23 protein-coding genes are annotated in these 25,728 nt (G+C 40.3%); 19 read left to right on the top strand and 4 right to left on the bottom strand.

Annotation, left to right across the window (positions count from 1 at the left end; translation table 11 throughout):
* Positions 1-63 precede the first annotated feature (63 nt).
* The 18 genes from DSM03_RS02725 (at position 64) to DSM03_RS02640 (ending at position 18,532) form a co-directional block, all read left to right on the top strand.
* The gene (locus DSM03_RS02725; RefSeq protein WP_128759456.1) at positions 64-951 is read left to right on the top strand and encodes a helix-turn-helix domain-containing protein; all 888 of its coding nucleotides are present in this window, start codon (positions 64-66) and stop codon (positions 949-951) included.
* A gap of 2 nt (positions 952-953) precedes the next feature.
* Positions 954-1,679, top strand: coding sequence for a ThuA domain-containing protein (locus tag DSM03_RS02720; RefSeq protein WP_128759455.1), 726 nt, complete (start codon positions 954-956; stop codon positions 1,677-1,679).
* Between the two features lie 100 nt (positions 1,680-1,779).
* On the top strand, positions 1,780-2,820 hold the full coding sequence (gene hemH, locus DSM03_RS02715) for a ferrochelatase (RefSeq protein WP_128759454.1): 1,041 nt from the start codon (positions 1,780-1,782) through the stop codon (positions 2,818-2,820).
* Between the two features lie 63 nt (positions 2,821-2,883).
* A complete protein-coding gene (locus DSM03_RS02710; protein ID WP_201740397.1) occupies positions 2,884-4,248 on the top strand; it encodes an MATE family efflux transporter in 1,365 nt (454 codons plus the stop codon).
* 39 nt (positions 4,249-4,287) lie between these two features.
* A complete protein-coding gene (locus DSM03_RS02705) occupies positions 4,288-7,383 on the top strand; it encodes a VPS10 domain-containing protein (protein ID WP_128759453.1) in 3,096 nt (1,031 codons plus the stop codon).
* Positions 7,384-7,528: 145 nt separating this feature from the next.
* Positions 7,529-8,077 (top strand): CopD family protein, encoded by a 549-nt coding sequence (locus tag DSM03_RS02700; protein ID WP_128759452.1) that lies wholly within the window; start codon positions 7,529-7,531, stop codon positions 8,075-8,077.
* A 28-nt stretch (positions 8,078-8,105) separates the two neighbouring features.
* On the top strand, positions 8,106-9,569 hold the full coding sequence (locus DSM03_RS02695; RefSeq protein WP_128760089.1) for a sensor histidine kinase: 1,464 nt from the start codon (positions 8,106-8,108) through the stop codon (positions 9,567-9,569).
* Between the two features lie 65 nt (positions 9,570-9,634).
* Positions 9,635-10,417: an enoyl-CoA hydratase/isomerase family protein gene (locus DSM03_RS02690; RefSeq protein WP_128759451.1), complete on the top strand. Its 783-nt coding sequence runs from the start codon at positions 9,635-9,637 to the stop codon at positions 10,415-10,417.
* Positions 10,418-10,590: 173 nt separating this feature from the next.
* Positions 10,591-10,818 carry a hypothetical protein gene (locus tag DSM03_RS02685; protein ID WP_128759450.1) on the top strand — a complete coding sequence of 76 codons (228 nt, stop codon included), beginning with the start codon at positions 10,591-10,593 and terminating at the stop codon, positions 10,816-10,818.
* A 50-nt stretch (positions 10,819-10,868) separates the two neighbouring features.
* Positions 10,869-11,129, top strand: a complete 261-nt coding sequence (locus tag DSM03_RS19085) for a type II toxin-antitoxin system RelE/ParE family toxin (RefSeq protein WP_262707727.1) — start codon at positions 10,869-10,871, stop codon at positions 11,127-11,129.
* A 111-nt stretch (positions 11,130-11,240) separates the two neighbouring features.
* Positions 11,241-12,317, top strand: coding sequence for a PA0069 family radical SAM protein (locus tag DSM03_RS02675; protein ID WP_128759449.1), 1,077 nt, complete (start codon positions 11,241-11,243; stop codon positions 12,315-12,317).
* A 40-nt stretch (positions 12,318-12,357) separates the two neighbouring features.
* Positions 12,358-13,494, top strand: coding sequence for a M23 family metallopeptidase (locus DSM03_RS02670; protein WP_128759448.1), 1,137 nt, complete (start codon positions 12,358-12,360; stop codon positions 13,492-13,494).
* A gap of 76 nt (positions 13,495-13,570) precedes the next feature.
* On the top strand, positions 13,571-14,935 hold the full coding sequence (locus DSM03_RS02665; RefSeq protein ID WP_128759447.1) for an acyl-CoA dehydrogenase family protein: 1,365 nt from the start codon (positions 13,571-13,573) through the stop codon (positions 14,933-14,935).
* Between the two features lie 85 nt (positions 14,936-15,020).
* Positions 15,021-15,749 carry a BamJ family beta-barrel-assembly machinery protein gene (locus DSM03_RS02660; RefSeq protein WP_128759446.1) on the top strand — a complete coding sequence of 243 codons (729 nt, stop codon included), beginning with the start codon at positions 15,021-15,023 and terminating at the stop codon, positions 15,747-15,749.
* Positions 15,750-15,752: 3 nt separating this feature from the next.
* Positions 15,753-16,448 (top strand): ZIP family metal transporter, encoded by a 696-nt coding sequence (locus DSM03_RS02655; RefSeq protein ID WP_128759445.1) that lies wholly within the window; start codon positions 15,753-15,755, stop codon positions 16,446-16,448.
* Between the two features lie 147 nt (positions 16,449-16,595).
* A complete protein-coding gene (locus tag DSM03_RS02650) occupies positions 16,596-17,510 on the top strand; it encodes a DnaJ C-terminal domain-containing protein (RefSeq protein ID WP_128759444.1) in 915 nt (304 codons plus the stop codon).
* Complete coding sequence (locus tag DSM03_RS02645; protein WP_128759443.1) at positions 17,510-17,800, top strand: chaperone modulator CbpM; 291 nt, start codon at positions 17,510-17,512, stop codon at positions 17,798-17,800. The genes DSM03_RS02650 and DSM03_RS02645 overlap by 1 nt, the downstream gene beginning before the upstream one ends.
* Before the next feature lie 33 nt (positions 17,801-17,833).
* On the top strand, positions 17,834-18,532 hold the full coding sequence (locus DSM03_RS02640; protein WP_128759442.1) for a BamJ family beta-barrel-assembly machinery protein: 699 nt from the start codon (positions 17,834-17,836) through the stop codon (positions 18,530-18,532).
* Positions 18,533-18,599: 67 nt separating this feature from the next.
* Here the strand turns inward: DSM03_RS02640 and DSM03_RS02635 are convergent, their stop codons facing one another.
* The 4 genes from DSM03_RS02635 to DSM03_RS02620 all read right to left on the bottom strand — a co-directional run bounded on the left by DSM03_RS02635 (position 18,600) and on the right by DSM03_RS02620 (position 22,181).
* A complete protein-coding gene (locus tag DSM03_RS02635; RefSeq protein ID WP_128759441.1) occupies positions 18,600-19,634 on the bottom strand; it encodes an aldo/keto reductase in 1,035 nt (344 codons plus the stop codon).
* A gap of 62 nt (positions 19,635-19,696) precedes the next feature.
* Positions 19,697-20,164: a QcrA and Rieske domain-containing protein gene (locus tag DSM03_RS02630; RefSeq protein ID WP_128759440.1), complete on the bottom strand. Its 468-nt coding sequence runs from the start codon at positions 20,162-20,164 to the stop codon at positions 19,697-19,699.
* 210 nt (positions 20,165-20,374) lie between these two features.
* Positions 20,375-21,334, bottom strand: coding sequence for an OmpA/MotB family protein (locus DSM03_RS02625; RefSeq protein WP_128759439.1), 960 nt, complete (start codon positions 21,332-21,334; stop codon positions 20,375-20,377).
* Between the two features lie 79 nt (positions 21,335-21,413).
* A complete protein-coding gene (locus DSM03_RS02620) occupies positions 21,414-22,181 on the bottom strand; it encodes an exodeoxyribonuclease III (RefSeq protein ID WP_128759438.1) in 768 nt (255 codons plus the stop codon).
* A 120-nt stretch (positions 22,182-22,301) separates the two neighbouring features.
* Between DSM03_RS02620 and DSM03_RS02615 the strand changes: the two genes are divergently transcribed.
* Positions 22,302-25,721 carry a hypothetical protein gene (locus DSM03_RS02615; protein WP_128759437.1) on the top strand — a complete coding sequence of 1,140 codons (3,420 nt, stop codon included), beginning with the start codon at positions 22,302-22,304 and terminating at the stop codon, positions 25,719-25,721.
* Positions 25,722-25,728: the final 7 nt, after the last annotated feature.

The following is a 25,728-nucleotide window of genomic DNA, read 5'->3' as shown; positions in this document are numbered from 1 at the left end:
ATTCTGAATGTGATCCTTCACATTTGTTTAGAATAAATCTAAATAAAATACTTTTTTTTGAGTATGGAAACATTAAAAAATATCGCTGCAGGTTTATATAGCGAAACCAATATTGAAGAAGGTTTTTTTATACTGAAATTTAATAATGAAACTGCTGAAAAACAGTTAGTAACCCGTGAGGTTGACAGCAGCTATATTCAGTTTCATTTTTGTGCAAAAGGTACTTCTGTATTTCAGTTTAATGAAGGTAATTATAAGCTTCCATTAAGTGAAGAACACTCCTTATTGCTTTACAACCCACAACGGGATTTACCTATAAATCTAGAAATCGCTCCGGATAGCTGGGTGATTTCAGTATTCATTTCTATTAAAAAATTTCATTCTCTATTTTCTCGTGAAGCCGATTTCATAACTTTTTTAAGTGATGAAAACCGCGATCGTAAATATTATAAAGATGGTGTGATTTCACCTTCAATGGCGATTGTGCTCAACCAATTGATGAACTATAATTTGCATGCTTCAGTTAAAGCGCTCTATTTTAAGGGAAAGGCTTATGAATTGCTCAGTTTGTATTTTAACCGCCCTTCTGAAGCTGATGTGGAACAGTGCCCGTTTTTAGTAGATGAAGATAATGTAGTAAAAATCAAAAGAGCAAAAGATATCATCATTGCACGTATGGCAGAGCCTCCTTCTTTACAAGAACTTGCAGATGAGATCAATCTGAGTTTAAATAAACTGAAAGAAGGTTTTAAGCAGATTTATGGGGATTCTGTATATAGTTTTCTCTTTGATTATAAGATGGAAGTCGCGAGGCAGTTGCTTGCTAGCGGTTCACATAATGTAAATGAAGTAGGACTAAAAATAGGCTACAGCACGGCAAGTCATTTTATTGCAGCATTTAAAAAACAATACGGTACTACACCTAAAAAATACATTCAATCTCTTAGCTAATTATGAAAAAAATATTTCTCTTACTTTCTGTCTCGATTTTAATTCTGAGCTGTAACTCAACAAAAAAAAGTGATTTTTTAACAAAGAAAAATGTATTGGTTTTTACAAAAACCAATGGTTTTAGACACAGTTCTATAGAAACTGGTGTTACGGCTTTAAAAGAAATAGCTTCTGAAAACAAATGGGCAGTTCAACATTCTGAAGACTCTTTAATCTTTAATTCTGAAAATCTAAAAGACTTCGATTTAGTGATTTTTCTAAATACAACCGGTGATATTCTTGGAGAAGAGCAACAGGTAGCTTTTCAAAACTATATGGAATTAGGCGGAAAATTCTTTGGTGTCCACGCAGCTTCTGATACAGAATATGAATGGCCTTGGTATGGGGAATTTATAGGGGGGTATTTTGTGAGTCATCCAAAAACTCAAAAAGCTCGGGTCGTTAAAAAAGAAAAACACAAAACAGTTGAAGCGTTCCCCGATAGTTTTGAACGTACCGATGAATGGTACAATTTCAAAAACCTGAATCCTGATGTTAAGGTCACGCTTACACTTGATGAGTCTTCTTATGAAGGAGGTAAAAACGGGGTGTATCACCCCCACGCCTGGTATCATAAAGTAGGCGATGGTAAAATGTATTATACAGGTGGCGGTCATACAGAAGAGTCGTATTCAGAACCGCAGTTTAGGCAACATCTTGAGGATGTGATGAAGTGGTTGGTTGAATAATCAAATCAATAGAAAACATCAATACCTGCCCTGACAAGCCTTATAGCTTTTTTGTTTTAACAGGGGTATAAGTCGTAATTTTGAAGTTTAAAAAATAAGCATGAAAAAAGGAGTACTTATGGTCAATCTGGGCTCGCCCAATAGCACAGACCCTAAAGACGTAAAAAAATATCTGGGTGAATTCTTGATGGATGAGCGCGTGATTGATGTTCCACTTTGGGCGCGTACGCTGCTTGTAAAAGGCATCATCTTGAATACAAGGCCAAAAAAATCTGCAGAAGCTTATTCAAAAATATGGTGGGATGAAGGTTCGCCACTTATTGTTTTAAGTGAAAGACTTCAGGCAAAGGTTTCCGATAAAGTTGATGTCCCTGTTGCTTTGGCAATGCGTTATGGAACTCCATCTTTAAAAGAAGGTCTTGAAGAACTCAATGCAAAAGGAGTAGATGAGGTTTTGATTCTTCCGTTATATCCGCAATTTGCGATGGCAACTACCGAAACTATTTTGGTTTTAGCTGAAGAGTTGCGCAAAGAGCATTTTCCGCATATGCGTTTTTCAGATATCCCGGCATTTTACAACAAACCCGAATATATCGAAGTGCTTTCCCGAAGCATTCAGGAAAAGATTAAAGATCTCGATTTTGAAAAATTGGTTTTTAGTTATCATGGGGTTCCTGAGCGTCACATTAGAAAAAGTGATGTTACAAAAAGCCATTGTAAAATAGATGGCAGCTGCTGCCAGACACCATCACAAGCACACCAGTTTTGTTACCGTCATCAGTGTTATGATACAACCAGACAGGTTGCAGAAAAGTTAGGTTTAGAAAAAGATAAATATTTTACTTCGTTTCAATCGCGTTTAGGTTTTGATCCGTGGTTGCAGCCTTATACAGATCGTACCATAGAGCGTTTTGGTAAAGAAGGAATCAAAAAAATAGCGATCGTTACACCGGCTTTTGTAAGTGATTGCCTCGAGACGCTAGAAGAAATCGCTATGGAAGGGGAAGAGATCTTTCACGAGATGGGCGGTAAAGAATTCACAACGATCCCGTGTTTGAATGACCGGGATGATTGGGCGCACGTAATTGCCACCTGGATCAACGATTGGGCTTTGGTTGAAGCCTCAAAAGCGATAGCATAATTTAATTCCCGCTTAGGCGGGAATCTCTTGATTAGGCTGAAATCTTTCTAAATAGAATACAAATTGCTCAAACCAAATAAATCTGAAGCTTTAGGTAATGAGTCTATCAGTTCTCTATTGATCAAGCAGGCTTTGCCGGCATCAATAGGTATTTTGGTAATGTCACTTAATATCTTGGTAGACACCATCTTTGTGGGTAACTGGATTGGCAGTATTGCCATTGCCGCAATAAACGTAGTGCTTCCGGTTTCTTTTTTTATTGCGGCTTTGGGTATGGCAATTGGCATTGGTGGTTCTTCTATTATTTCCAGGGCTTTGGGAGCAAATGATAAGGCAAAGGCTTTAAAAACTTTTGGCAATCAAATCACAATCACATTTTTGCTAACAGTAAGTATGGTGGTTTTAGGATTGGTTTTTATCAATCAATTGATTCCTGCTTTTGGAGGAAAAGGAGACATCTTCGATCCTGCTAAAATTTATTATAGAATTGTGTTGTATGGTGTGCCGGTATTGGCATTTTGTATGATGGGCAATAACGTGATTCGAGCAGAAGGAAAACCCAAGTTTGCGATGATTGCGATGATCATTCCGTCGCTGGGGAATTTAATTCTAGATTACTTGCTTATCAATGTTCTCGATATGGGGATGGAAGGAGCTGCCTGGGCTACCACGGCTTCGTATATCTGTTGTTTTTTCTATGTGCTTTGGTATTTTTTAAGTGACAATTCAGAATTGAAAATAGATTTCAGTCATTTTGGTCTTGATCTTCCCATTCTCAAAGAAATGTCTGCCTTAGGTTTTGTGACGCTTGCGCGTCAGGCGGTGGTGAGCATTACCTATTTATTGATGAATAATATTCTTTTTGAATTGGGAGGAGAAGCTTCGGTAACCGTTTATGCGATAATTGGCCGTATGCTTATGTTTGCCTTGTTTCCGGTTCTTGGCGTAACACAAGGTTTTTTACCGATCGCCGGGTACAATTATGGTGCACAAAATTATTCACGCGTTCGCGAAAGCATCAAACTTGCCATTACCTATGCTTGTGGGGTGGCTTTAGTCATTTTTGCGTTGATCATGATTTTTCCCGAAAGTATAGTTTCGGTTTTTACGCAAGACGAAGCGGTTTTACGTGACACGCCTTGGGCCATGCGCTGGGTGTTTGCCGCGATTCCGATTATCGGGATTCAGTTGATAGGGTCAGCTTATTATCAGGCGATAGGTAAAGCGACACCAGCTTTATTGTTAACCTTGACCAGACAAGGTTTTTTCTTCATTCCGCTAGTGCTTATACTACCCAATTATTTTGGAGAATTAGGCGTATGGATCTCTTTTCCGCTGGCAGATACGCTATCTACAATCGTTACAGGATACTTTTTATGGCGAGAAACCCGGCTAAAACTAGAAACGGGTACTACAGAAAAGAATTGATTGATTAACTTAGTTAGCTACTAACTAAGTTTTTTAAGTATGCACAAATTTTTACTTCGTTTATTTTTTTCAGTTTTAGTCTTTTCAACTTATTCAGGTTTTGGTCAGGATGTTGACGAGTCTCTTTATGAAGCATTAGAATACCGTTTGGTGGGACCTTTTCGCGGTGGTCGTAGCGCTGCAGTAACCGGAGTTCCCGGTAAACCCAATCTGTTTTACTTTGGAGCAACCGGAGGTGGAGTTTGGCGTACCAAAGACGGCGGACGCTCCTGGGAGAATATTTCAGACGGCTTTTTTGGTGGAAGTATCGGCTCGGTAGCCGTGGCACCCAGCGATCATAATATTATGTATGTGGGCGGTGGTGAAAATACGCTGCGCGGAAATGTTTCTTCCGGCTACGGCATGTGGAAAACCACAGATGCCGGTAAAACCTGGGACCAGGCAGGCTTGCCTAAAAGCAGGCACATTTCAAAAATTGTGATTCACCCGGATAATCCCGATGTGGTATATGCGGCAGTTTTAGGTGATATCTACAAACCCACCGAAGAACGTGGTGTTTACAAAACTACAGACGGCGGTAAAAGCTGGAATAAAGTGCTGTTTTCTAATGAAGATTCGGGTGCGGTTGACCTTACTTTTGATCCCAATAATTCACGCGTTTTATATGCTTCAACCTGGCACAGCCGAAGAACACCATACAGTTTTATAAGTGGGGGTGAAGGTTCAGCATTATGGAAATCTACAGACAGCGGTAACACCTGGAAAGAAATTTCTAAAAACGAAGGTTTCCCCATTGATACGTTAGGGATTATTGGTGTAGCCGTTTCGCCCGTAAACTCTGAGCGGGTTTTCGCAATGGTTGAAAATAAAGACAAAGGCGGACTCTACCGCAGTGAAGATGCCGGTGCCACTTGGAAACTCATTAACGACGACCGAAACTTACGCCAGCGTGCCTGGTATTACACCAAAGTCTATGCAGATACCGAAGATGAAGATGTGGTATATGTGCTTAACGTAAGCTATCATAAAAGTACAGACGGCGGTAAAACTTTCGAAAGCAACAACGCCCCACACGGCGATCACCACGATTTATGGATTGCTCCCGAGGATCCTATGCGTATGATTATGGGCGATGACGGTGGTGCGCAGATTACCTATGATGGAGGCGAAACCTGGAGTACCTATCACAACCAGCCTACCGCACAATTTTATCGGGTGACAACAGACAACCAGTTTCCGTATCGTATTTATGCCGCACAGCAAGATAATTCTACTGTTCGTATTCCGCATCGCACCGATGGATACAGCATAAGTGAAGAAGACTGGGAAAGCACTGCCGGTGGCGAGAGTGCCCATATCACGGTAGATCCCAAAAACCCAGACATTGTTTATGGTGGAAGTTATGATGGATTCTTAACCCGCGTCAATCACGAGAACAACAGCGTGCGCTCGGTTTCGGTATGGCCCGATAATCCTATGGGTCACGGTGCCGAAGACATGAAGTACCGTTTTCAATGGAATTTCCCCATTATGTTTTCCCGTCACAATCCCGATGTGCTGTACACCTTCAGCAATCATGTGCATAAAACGACCAATGAAGGCCAAAGCTGGGAGGTTATCAGTCCCGATTTGACGACAGATGATAAGTCGAAGCAAAAATCTTCAGGCGGACCCATCACACAGGATAACACTTCCGTAGAATACTACTGTACCATTTTTGCAGCCAATGAAAGTCCGTTAAAAGAAGGTCTGTTATGGACGGGTAGTGACGACGGACTCGTTTATGTAACCCGTGATGGCGGTAAGAATTGGGAAAACGTAACGCCCAAAGGAATGCCCGAGTGGATGATGATCAACAGCATCGAGCCATCTTATTTTGATGAAGGAACCTGCTACATCGCGGGTACCAAATACAAATCGGGTGACTTTGCGCCATATTTGTATAAAACTACCGATTACGGCAAAAGCTGGAAAAAAATCACCAACGGGATCGCTCCCGAGCACTTCACCCGCGTGGTTCGCGAAGATCCGGAGCAGGAAGGTTTGCTGTATGCGGGGACCGAAACCGGAATGTACATTTCGTTTGATGCGGGAGCCAACTGGAAGCCTTTTCAATTAAATCTACCAATTGTTCCGGTTACAGATTTGGCCCTTAAAAACAACAATTTGATCGTCGCTACTCAGGGTCGCAGCTTGTATATTATTGATGATTTGAGCGTATTGCATCAATTGGATGGCGATAGTAAAACCAATGTGGTAAAACTATTCAAACCCAAAGACACCTATCGTATGGATGGCGGCAGTCGCAAATCGAATTCCGCAGGAACCAATCATCCCAGTGGCGTGATGACCTATTTCTACCTTCCGGAATATGATGCGAAGAAAGACAGTGTTGCGCTCACCTATTTTGATGCGAAAAGAGACACGATTAAATCGTATAGCACCAAAGGCGAAAAGGACAAACTGGAAGTTAAACAAGGAGGCAACCAGTTTAACTGGGATATGACCTATGAAGGTGCAGAACGTTTGCCCGGAATGATTTTATGGTGGGCCAGTACCGAAGGACCCAAACAAATTCCTGGTACTTATACCGTAAAATTGAATGTAAACGGCACGGATTACTCACAGCCTTATACGGTTTTAGCAGATCCCCGTTCTGAATCGACTTTAGCTGATATGCAGGCGCAGTTTGATTTTATCAATGATGTTAATGAAACCGTAGATCACGCGCATCAAAGCATCAAAAAAATACGCAACATCACCGGACAGCTGAGTGCTTTTGAAAAGCAATACAAAGACAATCCGGATACCAAAGAATTGCGGGAAAAATCGAAAAAACTACGCGAAGGTTTGGAAGAAATCGAAAAAGCCCTGTACCAAACCAAAAACAGAAGTGGTCAGGATCCTCTAAACTTCCCAATCCGGTTAACCAATAAATTGGCACATTTAAATGCACTGGTAGGGATGGGAGATTTTGCTCCTACAGATCAGGATGTAGCGGTAAAAGATGAACTAACAGCTAAAATAGATTCAGAATTAAACAAGTTTGACAAGTTGGTTAGCGATGAGGTTGCTGCATTCAATAAAGAGTTTAATGCAATGCAATTGAATTATCTGTTCATTGAAGAGAATTAATTAAAACCTTTTAAAGAGTTCCCCTCCCTTTCAAAGGAGGGGACACAATTTCGCAGAAATTGAGGGGTGGTTTTAATACTGCTGCAGTTGTTTTAACACTATATTATCCCTTCACACAACGTGCAATTAGCTTTACCTTTGCGGTATGGAATATTACAACTATCTAAAATCTCTGCATCTTATATTTATTGTGACGTGGTTTGCAGGCTTGTTCTATGTGCCACGCTTGTTTATGTATCAGATTGAAGCTTCTGAAAAATCTGAACCAGATCGTACAATTTTGGGAGATCAACTGGCTTTGATGACTAAGCGTCTCTGGAAAATAATAACCTGGCCTTCGATGATTTTAGCCAGTCTTTTTGCCTTTATTATGCTGCATTTAAACTCGGGGATTTTATATGCTCCGTGGATGCAGATCAAACTAGGGTTTGTGGTTTTGTTGTATGCCTATCACTTTAAAAACCATCAGATCTATAAACAGTTACAAGCCGGTAATTTTAAATACACCACCAAGTTTATGCGCATTTGGAATGAGGGACCAACGCTTATTCTTTTCGCAGTTATTTTTCTGGTTATTACAAAAAGTACAACCAACTGGATCTGGGGATTGGCCGGTTTAATTACCTTGGCCATACTTTTAATGTTAGGCATAAAACTCTATAAAAGCATACGCGACAAAAACCCTAATGCCTAACGGCGCGGTTTTTGATACTTATCTGCCAATGAAATTCAATAAGCTTTCTTTACGCCTGCGCATCTTTTTTGGGATGGTATTTCTCATTTTGGGAGCTTCGATCCTCATTGGTATTATTAGTGTCGTTCAATATAAAGAAGAGGCTAAAGAATATCACAGAGATCGCTTGTTGCGTAAAGAAGATCAGATCAGGGCAGAGATCGCTTATGTTTTAGACCAGACGACTTACGAGGTTATTTCTGAGAATATTCCGTTTATTTTAAAGTTTAACAACGACATCTACCGCATTGCAGATGTTCACGATTTACCTATCAATATTTATGATCTCAACGGAAAGCTTCTAGTCAAATCAAAAGAAAGTTTTACCGAAGACACCTTAGAAACTTCCTTAAATCCCAATGTATTAGAAGGTTTAGCAAATATGCCTACAAAACGTTGGGTGGTACAATCTGAGATTGACGGCGTTAAATATCAATCTTCATATACTTACATCAACGACAACCAGTTTAAGCCGCTGGCGATTATGAATCTGCCGTACATTCAGGATGATGATTTCATCACGCGTGAATTGGACGAATTTTTACGCCGCCTGGCAGAAGGGTATTTGTTTATGCTCTTGATCGCAACTGCGCTATCATATTTCTTATCGCGATACATTACGCGCAGTTTAAAAACCATAAGTGATAAGATGATCCAAACCCGGTTAGATAAACGCAACCAGCGCATTGAGATTGATGATGCCAGTGAAGAAATCAGCAATCTGGTAAAATCCTATAATGGGATGATCGACGAGCTCGAAAATAGTGCGGCAAAACTTGCACAAAGTGAGCGTGAAGCGGCGTGGCGCGAGATGGCCAAGCAAGTGGCACACGAGATCAAAAATCCCTTGACGCCAATGCGTTTGACAGTGCAGAGTTTCCAGCGACGTTTTGACCCCGAAGATCCAGAGATTCATAAAAAGTTAGATGAATACAGCAAAACCCTCATCCAGCAGATAGATACGATGAGTTCGATTGCGGAGGCTTTTTCCAATTTTGCAAAAATGCCTGCGCAGCAAAACGAAACGCTTAATGTGGTTTTTGTGACCAAATTAGCACTGGATATTTTCACAGAGCATTACCTTACTTTTGGTACAGATTCCGAAGAAATTATTGTAAAGTTAGACCGTACCCAGCTCATTAGAGTGATAACCAATCTGGTAAAAAATGCCATTCAGGCTACCGAAGATGTCGAAGATCCTAAAATTAGGGTTGAGATCAAAGGCGATGAAGACACGGTGTGCATTCTGGTTTGTGATAACGGTCACGGTATTTCTGAAGAGAATGCTGAAATGATCTTTGAGCCTAAGTTTACCACAAAATCCAGCGGAATGGGCCTGGGTCTGGCGATGGTAAAAAATATTGTGGAAACCTATAACGGAACCATTACCTTTACTTCTAAGGCCGAAAGAGGAACCGTTTTTAAAGTAACTTTTCCTATTGCTGAGGTATAGATCTACCTGAAATTGAGCCTTACATCTAGCAATAACTTCCACTTTGTGGAATAAAAATTACGACTATGAATTTTGAAAATCTTATTTATGAAGTCGATGATCAATTGGCTGTCATAACCATCAACCGACCTAAAAAGTTAAACGCACTCAACCGCGATACCATACAAGAACTGCACGATGCCTTTGCCAAAGCAGATGCTGATGAAGATATAGGGGTTATCATTTTGACCGGAAGCGGAGAGAAGGCATTCGTGGCCGGCGCAGACATCAGTGAATTTTCTGATTTTGAAGAAGAAGAAGGAGCGTTGCTGGCGCGAAAAGGTCAAAAATTGTTATTTGATTTCATCGAAAATTTAAGCACGCCGGTGATCGCAGCTATTAACGGTTTTGCTTTAGGAGGCGGACTAGAATTGGCGATGTCGGCACACATTCGTATTGCGAGTGACAACGCCCGTATGGGATTGCCGGAAACTTCTCTGGGCCTGATTCCCGGATATGGGGGTACGCAACGCTTACCGCAGCTGGTTGGCAAAGGCCGCGCTTTTGAGATGATCATGACCGCGAGTATGATCAATGCAGATCAGGCGTTACAATACGGTCTGGTCAATCACGTGACAATGCAGGAAGAATTGATGTCGCACGCCGAAAAAATAGCCGCAAAAATCTTAAACAATAGTGGGGTTGCAATTGCTACAGCGATACAAGCCGTAAATGCAGGCTTTAAAACCGGAGTTAACGGTTATGATACCGAGATCGAAGGTTTTGGAGCTTCCTTTGGCACCGAAGATTTTAAAGAAGGTACCAGTGCCTTTTTAGAAAAACGCAAACCGGAGTTTCCTGGGAAATAAAGGCACTCTATTAGAGTAATCAAAAAAACCGCTTTTGAGCGGTTTTTTTGATTTAAATATTAAAGATTTGACCTATTGCTTATCACTTTTTAATCGTCATTTAATTTGGTTCGTTGTACAGCATTATGAGAACTCGACGAAATTTCCGAAATTGTACATTATATAAAATAATTATGGCGACAGTTGATAAAATACGTGGCGAACTTATTGACAAAATCCGTTCTATTCAAAACAAGGATGTTTTAGTCGCTCTTGATAAACTGATTTCTTCCACTACCGCAGACGATGAAATTGTAGAGCTTAATGGCGAGCAAAAAGAAATGCTTGAAATGAGCGAAGCCGATATTAGAAATGGGCGTTTGATTTCACAGGAAACCATGGATAAACGCAATCTGGAGTGACTAAACGAGCTGTAAGATTGACACGCACTGCGGATATTTAATACGTTGGAATACCTGAATATTGGGTAAAATGGAACAAATCTACTACGTATTCGAAGAAATTAATTCAAATTGTAGCAGAACGAACTAATCAAATAGCTGAAACGCCTTTCATTTATAGAAAAACTGATTTCAAAGACACTTGGGTAACATCCCTTGGAAATTTCAGCATTTTCTATAAAGTAGCCGATAACGAGATTGTGATTACTGCATTTTGGGACAATCGACAAGACCAGAAAAAATTACTACAGATATTAAGCGATAAAAAGTAATGTCGCAAAACCTTTTAACTAAAAACCTACCTTTTCAAATTGCTCTCTATAAGCGATTTTTCAACTTTATAAAAAGGAATTATTCCATATATTTGTAATAAATCCAATTTTATGCAAGCAGAAGGGGAACACCTAAAAGGGCGGGGAGCTCAGGCACAAATTGCTAATCGGTTTGATCAAAACAGTCACGAGCTGCGGGATGATTTTCTAAACTACTGTGCTCAGGAAGGCGATGAGCCACAAAATTTAAAGACGCTCTTTATAGATACGTTTCCCAAAACCATAGTCAACAAAGTAGAAAGTCCAGATGTGGGAATGGGATATTCCTTAAACCCGTATCAGGGTTGCGAGCACGGCTGCGTATATTGCTATGCGCGCAATTCGCATGAATATTGGGGCTATGGTGCCGGTCTCTATTTTGAAAGTCGCATTTTAGTCAAACGCAATGCCGTGCGTTTGCTAGAAAAGCACCTCACCAAAAAAAGCTGGAAAGCTGCTCCCGTTGTTCTTTCAGGAAATACAGATTGTTACCAGCCTGCAGAGAAGCGTTTTAAAATTACGCGTAACTTACTAGAGACTTTTTATAAATACCGGCATCCGGTAGCTATCATCACTAAAAATGCATTGATTCAGCGAGATCTTGATGTCATTAAAGAATTGGCTGCAAACAACTTGATTCAGGTAAATATGTCTATTACAACTTTAGATGAAAAAACCAGACGCTTGCTTGAGCCGCGTACCGCAAGTATCAAAAAACGTTTAGAAACTGTAAAAAAGTTATCAGAATTGGGCGTTCCAGTCAATGTGATGACCGCACCCATAATCCCGGGGATCAATAGTCACGAAGTGTTACCCCTCATCAAAGCAGCAGCTGATCACGGTGCACGCTCAGTAGGGTACACGGTAGTGCGTCTCAATGGTGCCATCGGTAAAATTTTTGAACAGTGGATTAGATCGGCGATGCCAGATCGCGCAGATAAAGTGCTCAATCAGATTGCGGCTTGTCACGAAGGCAATTTAAACGATTCCCAGTTTGGTCGCAGAATGCGGGGAAGCGGGGAGTTTGCTAACCAGATAAAAGCACAAATGGAATTGGGACGTAATAAATTCCTCAAAGGAAGAAGCATTGCACCACTCAATTGTGATTTGTTTGAGCAGTACAGACCGGGGCAACTTTCACTCTTCTAAAATTTTAAAATGGCATAGTTTCTGTGTATTATTATAAACTATGCTAAATAATCAAAAAATATATTTTGGATTAATCGGGTTGCTCATATTCGCTTCATGTAGCAAGTTGACTAAGGCTACCGATTTTATAACACAACCCACAGCGCGGGAAGTTTATGCGCGCAACTTTGAATCGGATTCTTTGCCCTATATTTTTTGGAATATGACATTTAAAGAAGCGCTTCAGGATAGTTTGTATGTAGATTCTCCTTATCAGGAAACCGGAATTTTTAATGCTGAAATTAATCCGGTCTATGCCTATGAACTCCATCTTGAACGGGGTCGTAACTACGATTTCAGTATTATAACAGACAGCTTAAACCCTTTGGTTTTTATAGACCTGTATGAGAAAACTTCAGATAGTATATCTCCTTTTAAACTCGAGGAGCAGGCCGCTTACGAACATTCAACGTTGAATTTTTCACCTAAAAAGTCAGCGATTTATAAAGTGGTTTTTCAACCTCAATTGAACGCTGCGTCAAATTTTACACTAACTATATCGAGCACACCTGGCTATAGTTTTCCGGTAGCAGGCATTTCAAGTAAAGCCATACAAAGTTATTGGGGAGCGCCCAGAGATGGTGGTAAGCGCAGTCACGAGGGTGTAGATATCTTTGCATCACGGGGTACGCCTGTGCTCGCTAGTGTAGCCGGTTATGTGAGCAGAACCGGCAATCGCGGTCTGGGTGGTAAGCAGGTCTGGTTGCGAGATGGTCTTTTTGGCAACAGTTTGTATTATGCGCATTTAGACAGTATTATTGCGACTAATGGTCAGCGCGTGAAAATTGGGGATACTCTAGGTCTGTTAGGCAATACGGGTAATGCGCGTACAACACCGCCACATTTGCATTTTGGGGTTTACAGTCGGGGTAGTGGTACGATTGATCCGTTGCCGTTTGTAAAAGAAGAGCCTAAACTGGCAAACGATCAGGAAGCTTCAGAAATTTATAACAGGTATTTTGTTAAGTCAGTTCGTGCTAATTTGAGAAGCAGTGCTTCGGCAAAGTCTCAGCAAATAGGTTCACTTACGCGGTTAGATACAGTAAATCTTTTAGGTATAACAGCAGATTGGTTGCATGTTGAAACTTCAGCGGCAAAGCGAGCATTTGTGCATAAAAGTTTAGTAACTCCGCTTTAGTTGTAATTAACGTTTTTTTGGCTGCAAGAGCGCCAAAAGCTTGGTATTTTTAAACTGAATTATAAAAACGCAAACGATGTCGTTATTCGGAAAAGTAAAAAATACAATAGGCTTGTTGAAATCGGTAGATCTGGATGCTTTGGCCAAACTCTCTCAAAAAGTTGATCTGTCTCAGGTAATGAGCGCTGTGGGAAATCTTGATGATCGTCAACTGAAAGGTTTGATGAAAATGTTGAATTCTCAAGCAAAAAAAGGCCAGCATAAATTACCACCCATTGACGGGGATTTTTACAACCTCGCGCAAAAGCTTTCTCCTGAAGAACGGGCGATACAGATGAAGATGCGCAATTTTATGGAAGACGAGGTAAAACCTATTGCTAACGACTTCTGGAACAGAGCCGAGTTTCCGCATGAGATCATTCCTAAATTCGCAGAACTTAATTTAGCCGGTATTGCTTATAAAGGTTACGGTTGTCCCGGTCAATCTTTTTTACTAGAAGGAATTCTGGCGATGGAACTTGCCAGAGTTGATGTTTCTATTTCGACATTTTTCGGTGTGCATAGTGGTCTGGCAATGGGCTCTATTTACCTTTGCGGAAGCGAAGAGCAAAAACAATACTGGTTGCCTAAAATGCAGAAGTTTGAAAAAATAGGTGCTTTTGGTCTTACAGAGCCAGATGTAGGTTCTGGTGCTGCCGGGGGGCTGGGAACAACCTGTAGAAAAGAAGGTGAGGAGTGGGTTTTAAACGGAGAAAAGAAATGGATAGGTAACGCCACATTCTCTGATATGACAATCATTTGGGCACGTGATGAAGAGAGCGGTCGTGTTAAAGGCTTCATTGTGCGCAAAGAGAACCCCGGTTTTAAAGCTGAGAAGATGAAAGATAAAATGGCGTTGCGTACTGTGCAAAATGCGTTGATCACACTTTCAAATTGTCGTGTTCCCGAAAGTGATCGCTTGCAAAATGCCAACTCGTTTAAAGACACTGCAAAAGTATTGCAAATGACACGCGCCAGTGTGGCATGGCAAGCAGTGGGTTGCGCCCGTGGTGCTTATGAAGCAGCGTTAAAATATACCAAGAAGCGGGAGCAATTTGGTCGTCCAATTGCTAGTTTTCAACTGATACAAAACCATTTGGTTGAGATGGTTTCAAATCTCACCGCTATGCAAACGCTTTGTTTCCGCTTAAGCGAGATGCAAGATGGTGGCCAGTTGACTGATGAGCATGCTTCTTTAGCAAAAGTATTTTGCTCGATGCGTACCCGCGATGTGGTGAGCCGTGCCCGTGAAGTGATGGGCGGTAATGGTATTTTGCTAGAGTATGATGTAGCCCGTTTTGTGGCTGATGCCGAAGCGATTTACAGTTATGAAGGTACTAAGGAGATCAATTCACTTATTGTAGGTAGAGCGATCACCGGTTATAGTGCTTTTGTGAGTTAAACCTATTTTATAATAGATTCTAAAAGATTTTTATAGGTGTTTTAATATCCCGTTATTTGCACTTGAAAATTTTAAAATTTATAAAATGAAGTTGAATAGATTATTTCTAGCGTTACCTGTTGCGCTTACATTAGTGAATTGTAATAATTCTAAAATGAACTCAGGAGGCGATGCAGAATTAAAAACCTTTAAAGATTCTGTTTCTTATATCATAGGTGCGAATACCGGAGCACAATTTAAACAAGCTTTAGGAGATAATCCTGATGAGTTTTTTGATGTTGATGTGTATGAACAAGGTGTGCGCAAAGCGCTTACTGATAGTGTAGAAATGCCCCAGCAAGTGATGCAGCAAGTGATGCAGAAGTTTCAGATGCAATTGCGCGAAAAGCAGCAAAAAGAACAAGAAGCTAAAGCAGCAGACAATAAGAAAAAAGAAGAAGCATTTTTGAAAGAAAATGCTACAAAAGATGGTGTTCAAACTACCGAAAGTGGATTGCAGTATAAAGTAATCGAAGAAGGAAGCGGTGACAGTCCATCTGAGACCGATAAAGTTGAAGTAAATTATGAAGGTAAATTACTAGACGGAACCGTTTTTGACAGCTCTTACGACCGTGGAGAGTCAACTACTTTTGGTGTAAATCAAGTAATCAAAGGATGGACAGAAGGTCTTCAGTTGATGAAAGAAGGAGCAAAATATGAGTTCTATATCCCTTCAGAATTGGCTTATGGTCAAAGAGGTTCTGGAGCTAAAATTGGTCCGGGAGAGCCACTTATATTTATCGTAGAATTGATTGACGTTAAAGGTTCAGAATAAAAATTGACATTTATAGTAATTTCCGTAGTATCCGGCGCGCTTATATTAGGCGCTGTTTGGGGAATTTACGGGAGTTTATCTAAGAAAACAGAGGGCTTTCTCGTTGCTTTAGCAGGAGGAGCCCTTATTGTTTCTACTGTATTAGAATTGATTAACCCGGCGATAGAAAAAGCCAGTATTGGTATTGCGCTGGGTATTGTTATGGCAGGTGCAGGTGTTTTTACCGCACTTGATTATTTGGTTAAGAAAAAATGGGGTTCAGATAGTGGAGGGGGGTTACTCGCTGCAATTACTCTGGACGGAATTCCTGAAAATCTTGCACTGGGAGTGGCACTTATAGGCGCCGATGCGCTTACCGTTGCTGCGCTGTCCGGTTCTATTTTCTTATCCAATCTTCCTGAAGCAGCAGGCGGAGCCAAAGAAATGACTAAAAACGGTTCTTCTAAAAAGAAAGTACTTTTACTGTGGTCTGCAACAGCTTTAATCTTATCGCTTGCAGCACTTTTAGGCAATCAACTGCTTGCTGACGTTCCAGATGAAACGCTGGCTAACATCCGTTGCTTTGCAGGTGGTGCCGTAGTTGCTTCTCTCGCTATAGAAGTTTTTCCTAAAGCATACCAAGAAGACAGTTACTGGGCGGGTATCGCTACTGCTATAGGTCTTGTTCTGGCTTTTTACTTAAACAGCCTTAGCTCATAGTTCGCTTGCGCGGAAACTCTTCAGATCTACCCCATATTCTAACTAAATTTTAAAAGAGTATGTAATCGCTTTTGTGCCAAACAGTGTAATTTTAAAGGAAGAAAGGCAGAGGTATTCTGTTTCTAAATTCTTTAATCATTTAGCAAAATGGCTTACATAGATTATTATAAGGTTTTGGGTCTTGATAAATCGGCTACTGAAGCTGAAATTAAAAAGGCTTACCGCAAACTGGCCCGAAAATACCATCCTGATGTGAATCCCGGCGATACTGAAGCTGAAGAAAAATTCAAACAGGTTAATGAGGCAAACGAAGTGCTGAGTAATCCTGAAAACCGGAAGAAATACGATAAATACGGAAAAGATTGGCAACATGCTGATGCTTACGAGCAGGCAGAACAACAGCGCAATCCATATTCCAGATCTGCTTCTGGAGGTGGACGCGCCCAATACAGCGGAGGTTTTGACGAAGGAGATTTTTCAGATTTTTTCGGTTCTATGTTTGGCGGAGGTGCCGGGGGTGGTTTTCGCGGAGGAGGTCGCCAGGCCCAATTTAGAGGGCAGGACTTTAATGCAACACTAGAACTTGAGCTGCGCGAAGTTTTTGAGAAACACAAACGCACACTTACCGTTAATGGTAAAAATATAAGGCTTACAATACCTGCTGGAGTAGAAAATGGGCAAACCATAAAGATTAAAGTCTACGGAGGTCCCGGTGTAAATGGAGGTCCTAACGGAGATCTATACCTTCAATTTATCATAAACAACAGTACCGCTTTTAGAAGAGATGGCGCTAACCTGTATAAAACCGTTCCTTTAGACTTATATACTTCAATTTTAGGAGGCGAGCTTGTCATAGAGACCTTTGACAGCAGTGTCAAGCTCAAAGTCGCTCCAGAGACTCCTAACGGCAAACAAGTAAAACTCAAAGGCAAAGGCTTTCCGGTTTATAAAAAAGAAGGTCAGGCTGGTGATCTATACATCACTTACGAGGTTAAAATGCCTCAAAACCTTTCGGCTAAGGAAAAAGAATTATTTGAAGAACTTGCAAAATTAAGATCCTGATGAGCACTCCAGATTATATACCAGTATTAGAATTATGTGAGCAATACCACATCGAGCACACGTTTTTTACAGAATTACACGACAAGGGAGTTCTTGAAGTGGTTACCGTATCTCAGACGCGTTGTTTACATCACGACAGCATTCCTGTTTTTGAAAAAATTATGCGTATTCACAATGAATTAGATATTAATATTGAAGGTATAGATGTCATTCTCAATCTGCTTGATAAAATTGATAATTTAAACAGACAACTTGTAAAAACTCAAAACAGACTGCGTATTTATGAGTAGTTTAGCAGCCTAATTGAATTTGATACTTGTTATATGAAAAGAATATTGCTTTTTATCCCATTGGGATTCTTGTTTTTAAATTGTGGTGGTACAAAAGAAGTTGTTGTTGAAGAGAAACCTTTACTTCAAAGTTTTCAGGATTCTGTGGCCTATTACATGGGCGTGACCATTGCAGAAAGTATAAAAAAAGATCCGGTTGCTTATGACAACTATTTTGAGAAAAAAGTGTTTTTAGAAGGCTTTCAGGAAGCGCTTAAAGACAGTTCTGTGATTTCTGAAAAAGAGGGTAGAGCAGTAATGGTAAAGTTTAACCAAGAGCTTTCTGAGCTTAAGGAAGCAGAGCGAAAAAAACGCGTAGAAGCTCAAAAAGATTTTTTAGCTGAAAACGCAAAGAAAGAAGCAATCATCACTACCGAAAGCGGATTGCAGTATGAAATCATACGTGCAGGTAATGGTGCCACGCCCGAAGCTTCAGATAAAGTTGAGGTAAATTATGAAGGTAAATTAATTGACGGAACCGTATTTGATAGTTCGTATGAGCGCGGAGAACCCATAACTTTTGGGGTAGGCCAGGTTATAAAAGGCTGGACCGAAGTTTTACAATTGATGAAAGAAGGAGCCAAATACCGTGCTTATATCCCGGCTGATTTGGCGTACGGAGATCGTGATATGGGAGAAATCCCACCGTCTTCAACTTTGATTTTTGAAATAGAATTACTAGAAGTAAAGTAAAGACGTGTATAAATTATAAGAAAGCCCGCTAATTTAGCGGGCTTTCTTATAATCAATATTTTTAAAATTAGGGTGCAGGGTTAGGGATCGCAGTATGTACTGCTTCAATATCCTCTAATAGTTCAGGTGTTAATTTAAGATCTATGCTGCTTATGTTTTCTTTAAGTTGCTCTAAAGAAGATGCCCCAATGATGTTAGCAGTCATAAATGGCCGGTCTGTGACAAAAGCCAGTGCCATTTGTGCTAAAGAAATGTTGTGTTTTCTAGCTACTTCCTGATAACGCTTTGTAGCTTCAACCGCCTGTTCGTTAGAATATCTGTTGTATTGTGGAAATTTATTGATTCGCGAATCTGGCTTATCTGTACCATTTATATATTTACCCGAAAGTACCCCAAAAGCCATAGGCGAATAGGCTAAGTAACCCACATCTTCGCGATGCATAATCTCGGTAAGACCTATTTCATCTTTTCTGTTAAGAAGACTGTATGGGTTTTGAACCGTGATCATTTTAGGAAGTCCTTTACGGCTTTCTTCTAAATAACGAGAAAGACCATAAGGTGTCTCGTTGCTTAGACCCATGTGTCTGATGAGACCTTCTTTTACAAAATCCTTTAAATTTTCAAGAATCTCAGCAAAGTTATCTTGCCAGCTTTCTTTGGCATCATGGCTATAGCCCAACTTGCTAAAATAGTTGGTATTACGCTCTGGCCAGTGCAGTTGATACAGATCTATATAATCAGTCTGTAAGCGCTTTAAGCTTTTATGAATCGCATCTTTAAACTCCGCTTTAGTATAGCCGCCGGTTCTGATGTGTTTAGACATTTCTGCAGGTCCCACGATTTTTGAAGCTATGATGAGGTCATCGCGTTTACCGCGGTTTTTAAGCCAACTGCCTATGATACGTTCTGTGCTTCCGTAAGTTTCTGCTCTTCCGGGAACACTGTAAAGTTCTGCTGTATCTATAAAATTGATGCCTTGTTCAATAGCATAATCAAGCTGAGCGTGTCCTTCAGCTTCTGTGTTTTGCTCGCCCCAGGTCATCGTCCCGAGGCATATTTTACTTACTTCGATCTCTGTATCAGGAAGTTTTGTATATCGCATGTGATCTAGATTCTTTTAGTTTTATAAATCAAGATGCGAAGTTATTACAATAAATATAGCAATCAGCTTACCGTAGCAGTTAAAGTAGTATCATTCAAGGTTGTTGCATATATTTTTAGATCTCGGGTGCTTCCAGCTGAGTTTTGAGGACCCTGAACAGTGTCTCCGTCGAGCTCATAGGTAGCAAAATGCAATTGACATTCTATAATATTTTGTGCTCCTTTAAAAACCAATTGCCCGCCCTGATGTGGACAAACTGCTTCTGTAGCAATAAATGCATCTGCAGTATTTCCGGTGGCGATGCGTATAAATAAAACACTATTTACACGTTTTTGATCTCCTACATTAGGGATATCTGATATGGCCAGATTAACTCTTGTGCCGCTACCTTCATTGCCTCCTGAGCCAGGATTACCGCCCGTATCTCCCATACCGTCATCGCTACTGCTACAGGATGCGAGTAAACACGATCCAGAGCAAGCGATTAATACCCCTTTTCCTACTGAAAAAATAAAGTCTTTTCTATTCATAATACAGAGTTTTTAAAGTTGCTACATAAGCACTTGTTAGTTTTTAAGGGTGAAACGGGGTGAGGAGTTGATATTGAAATCACTAGCCTGTTAAAAACATACGTTATTTTAAGCGATAAGGTTTTCGCAGATGTACTATCTGAAGTTTATAAAAGAAAAACCTCTGCATTTGCAGAGGTTTTTTTTGATTATGAGGTTATTGAATGATATTTAAATATCATTCAGAAGTTTAGTGACTTCATCCAGTTTAGGGGTAAGTATCACTTCAATTCTGCGGTTTTTAGCTTTACCTTCTGGAGTAGTATTAGGTGCTACAGGAGCAAATTCCCCACGACCAGCAGCTGTAAGGTTTTTAGGATCAATCTGACTGTTTTGACTTAGAATTTCAACAATAGCAGTAGCACGCTTAGTAGATAAATCCCAGTTGTCCTTCAATAGTCCGTTGCCACCATAGGGCACGTTATCTGTGTGACCTTCAATAAGAACAGCGATTTCAGGATTCTGAGCCAAAACGCTTCCTAATTGGTTTACAGCCTGACGACCGTTAGTTCCTACTGTCCAGCTTCCGCTATCAAAAAGCAGTTTATTTTCTAAAGAAACATACACTTTACCATCGCGTTGTTCTACGGTAAGACCGTTACCTTCAAAATCAACCAAAGCCTTAGAAATGGCATCTTTAAGCGCACGCATTTTAGCATCTTTTGCTGCGATCATAGATTCTAATTCTTCAACTCTTCGAGAGCGTTCTGTAAGATCGCGCTGCATTTTTTCAAGACGGGTTTGTTCTGCAGCTAGTGCAGCTTGTTTCTCATCCAACTCACCTAATAACTCGCGATTTTTTTTAGAATTTTCGGCAAGTGCTTTAGAGCTGTTTGCTTCTAATGCATCATACGATTCTTGCAGGTTTTTAAGATTTGCTTGTGCAGCAGCATATTTACGTTGTAAATCATCGCGTTCTGCAGTGGTAGTTGCAAGCTCTTTTTCTAATTGAGCAGCTTGTTCTTCAAACTGCTTGCGTAAACGTTCTGAAGTTGTCAAGTCGTGATCCAGGTCTTGGTTTTCGGCTTTTAGATCTGCGAAGCGTGCTTCTAGATCTTTGTAAACTTTTGCCGAAACACAAGAAGTCAATGTGGCTGCGGTAAAAGCGATAAGGCAAACTTTTTTAAGCATACAATCTATTTGTTAGTTTGTTGAGTAACGTTTACAATAGCTATTTATTGGCTTACCAACTCCAAGAAAATAACAATTCTTAAAATTCGTGTTCAAGCTCTAATAATGCCGGACAATGATCGCTGTGTTTCGCTTCAGGTAAAATAACCGCACGTTTTATTTTATTTTGTAAAGGCTCGCTCACCATATTATAATCCAGCCTCCAGCCCTTATTATTAGCACGGGCATTAGCACGATAACTCCACCAGCTGTATTGTTCTACATCAGGGTTTAAATGTCTAAAACTGTCTGTAAAGCCACTATTTATAAAACCGCTTAACCACTCACGCTCAACAGGTAAAAAGCCGCTCACATTTTTAAGCCGCACAGGATCGTGAATATCAATAGGTTCGTGGCAAATATTATAATCCCCACCTACTACTAGGTTGGGTCTGGTCTTGCGAAGTTCATCAGCATAAGCCTGAAAATCTGCCATATATTTTAATTTGTGTTCTAGACGGTCAGAATTTGTTCCGCTGGGTAAATACATGCTCATAATGCTCAGGTCGCCAAAATCTACTCTGATATTTCGGCCTTCAAAATCCATATATTCTATGCCTGTTCCATGAACAACATTATCTGGCTTTTTCTTAGTAAGGACAGCCACCCCGCTGTATCCTTTTTTTTGAGCACTAAACCAGTAATCGTGATAGCCCGTTTCTTCAAAAATATCTATGTCTAATTGCTCTTGATGCGCTTTAGTTTCCTGTAATAACAATACATCAGGATCTGCAGCTTTGAGCCATTCAAAAAGTCCTTTGCGTGCCGCTGCTCTGATACCATTTACGTTGTAGGTGATGATTTTCATGCTTAAATTTTGGGTTTTGGCGAAGGTAGCGATTTAAGCAGAATTCAGAAGCGTGTATCCTGTGTGCAAATGTTTGTGAGTTGAGTAACCTTTATACTTTTTCCCGTAGATTTATAGCCGATGCGAAGTCTTGTATTTATAGTTCTACTGGTATTTTCTGCGACAAGTATTGCGCAGGAACTTCGGTTTAAAGAAAATAAGACCAAGACTCTTGTGGTACAAGACACGATACGTTTAGATTCGGTAAGTATCAATCCGATTGATTTTGAGGTCTATACGACAACAGGTGTTTTGATTGATTCTTCGGCTTATACGATAGATTATGGTAGATCTCTTTTTTCGCTTAAGCGGAAGGAAGCAAGACCCGATTCTCTGACTTTTAAATATCGCGTTTATCCTGAATTTTTAACCAAAGTTTATTTTGAATATGATCCTGCACGGGTTGTAAACAGCGAAGGAAACTTAAGCAGAGTTTATGCATTAACCGAAGAAGACGAGAAACCGGCTTTTAAGCCTTTTGATGGTTTGACAACTTCGGGAAGTTTAGTGCGCGGGATAACCAGCGGAAACAACCAGAACAGCACACTCAACAGCGAACTCGATTTGCAAATAACCGGTAAATTGAGTGAAAAGGTATCCTTGCGCGCCTCTTTACAAGATGCTAATATCCCACAGCAAAACGGTGGGTATTCGCAACGTTTGGATGAATTTGATCAGATATTTATAGAACTCTACAGCGATGACTGGAGTATACGAGCAGGAGATATAAATCTTGAAAATTCAACTTCCTATTTTGGTCGCTTTACAAAAAAAGTACAGGGACTTTCGCTGGGCGGAAGACTAGATAATACAAACTCAGAGACTGATCTTTTTGCGACTGGCGCACTGGTGCGCGGCGTGTTTACACAAAGCAGATTTACAGGGCAGGAAGGTAATCAAGGACCGTATAAGTTAACCGGGCCTAACGGTGAGTTGTACGTTCTTATTGTAAGCGGTAGCGAGCGGGTTTTTGTAAATGGCGTTTTGTTAGAGCGTGGCGAAACCGCAGATTATGTAATAGATTACAATGCCGGTGAATTGCGATTTAACCCCACGTTTCCCATCACGAGTGAGATGCGCATTTCGGTAGAATATCAATATAGTGAGCAGAATTATACCCGTGTTATTGCGTATGCGGGAGGCGGTCATAAAACTGAAAATGGTAAGCTAGAGTTACGTGCTCATGTATATTCTGAAAGTGATGCTAAAAATCAGCCGCTTTTGCAAAATTTGAATCAGGAACAGGTGGCTGTTTTGCAGCAGGCCGGTGATGATGCTACTCAAATGATCGCACCCAGTGCCAATCCTGACGCTTATAATGAAAACAAGATATTATATCAAAAAGTGAATATTCAAGGTCGGGAGGCTTTTGTGTTTTCTAACGATCCTGAAGCCGAACTTTTTAATGTGCGTTTTACACAAGTAGGGGTCAATCAGGGTGATTATATATTGGCAAATCAGAACGCTATTAGTCGAATTTATGAGTATGTAGCTCCGGTAAACGGAGTGCCTCAAGGAAACTATGCACCCGTAATTCGACTTTTTGCGCCCACTAAATTGCAAATGGCAGTCATACAAGGGGCTTATAATCCTTCGGAGAAAACAGCGATTTCTTTTGAAGGGACAGGAAGCAAGCAGGATCTCAATTTATTTTCTGACCTGAACGATGCCGATAACGATGGCTTTGCTGGAAGACTTCGGGTAAAGCAGCGACTTTTAGGAAATTCGCAAAAGCAAACGCTTGATGCCTATGGAGATCTGGATTACATTCAGGATGATTTTAGAAATATAGAACGTACCTATGCTATTGAATTCAATAGAGATTGGAATTTGCCGCTTGTTCCTGAAGGAAATCAGACGTTGGTAACTTCGGGACTGCAGTATCAAGATACTGCTTTAGGATTTATTGATTATAAGTTTGAGCATTTAGGCTTCGCTGAGAATTATACCGGATCACGCAATAGTGTTTCCGGAGCATTTCGGCATAAAAACTTGCGAACCCTGTTTAATGGAAGTTATCTAAAAACTAAAGCAGACACGGCAAATACTTCTTTCTTTAGACTGAATACCGCCGCCATATATGGATTAAAAAAGAACTGGATTGGCGCAAAAGTACGCGCAGAAAGCAATGAAAGTAAAAACCCCTTAACCAAAATTTATGATCCGTTAAGTCAACGGTTTCAGGCATATGAAGCATTTGTAGGAAGAGGAGATAGTACAGGTGTTTTTGTTGAGGTAGGATACCGTTATCGAATAAATGATAGTTTGCGGGGTAATAGTTTAGAGCGTGTAAATCAAAGCAACACGTATTATGTTAAGTCACAACTTGTAAAAAACAAAAACACCTCGTTAGGAATTTTTGCCAATTACCGTAAACTGAATTATGAGAATCAGACAATACAGGCAGAGCAATCTTTAAACTCGAGGCTGTTATATGATCAGAAATTGTTTAAAAACCTCGTGAGACTCAATACGGTTTTTGAAACCAGTAGCGGGACGCTTCCGCAACAGGAATTCACTTATGTAAAAGTTGATGAAGGTCAGGGTATATTTACATGGAACGATTACAACGCTGATGGCGTGCAGCAGCTTGAAGAATTTGAGGTGGCTCAATTTAGCGATGAGGCCGATTTTATTCGGGTCTTGTTGCCCAATCAGATTTTTGTAAAAACACACCAGAACAAATTAAGCCAAATCATAACACTCAATTTACAGCAGTGGAGCGGTAAAACAGGCTTTAAAAAAATAGCTTCCCATTTTTACAACCAGACGAGTTATTTAATCGACCGTAAAGTTTTTAGATCTGGAGATAGTTTTGATTTGAACCCGTTTAATGATAGCAAAAGCACGCTGGGTTTAAACCTTAATTTTAGAAATTCTCTTTTCTTCAATCGTGGAAAACAAAAATATACGACGAGTTACACCTACTTAGCAAATTCAACAAAAAATCTAATATCGTTAGGATTGCAAACTAATGAATTGCGCAGCCATCAACTGGTTTTTTTACATAAAGTAAAGTCTAGCTACCTGATCAATTTAAAAGCAGATCTAGGCTCTAATACCAGTATTTCAGAAAATTTTGAACAGCGTAATTATGACTTGGCGCTTACAGAAATAAGTCCAAAACTTTCATATTTATTTAGTGATAACTGCCGTATTGAAGCATTTTATGCCTTCAATACAAAAACAAATACGATAGGGGATGAAGAAGCACTTACCCGTCACGATCTGGGGATGGGATTTTCGTTTAGCGAAGCTTCTAAACTGTCTTTAAATGCCCAAATAAAATACATCAAAAATGACTTTGCCGGTAGTGCTTTTTCGCCTGTGGCATATCAAATATTAGAAGGTTTACAACCCGGAAGCAATTTTACGTGGAATCTTTTGGCACAAAAAAGACTTACTCAGTTCTTAGATTTGAATCTATCGTATTTTGGTCGTAAAAGTGAAACTACGCACACCATTCATACCGGTACTGTACAGTTGCGTGCATTTTTCTAGAATAAAA

The sequence above is a fragment of the Leeuwenhoekiella aestuarii genome (assembly GCF_004104055.1).
GTDB classification, from domain to species: Bacteria; Bacteroidota; Bacteroidia; order Flavobacteriales; family Flavobacteriaceae; genus Leeuwenhoekiella; species Leeuwenhoekiella aestuarii.
The sequence above is the reverse complement of the archived record's forward strand: the minus strand, read 5'-3'. Positions and strand labels throughout refer to the sequence as shown.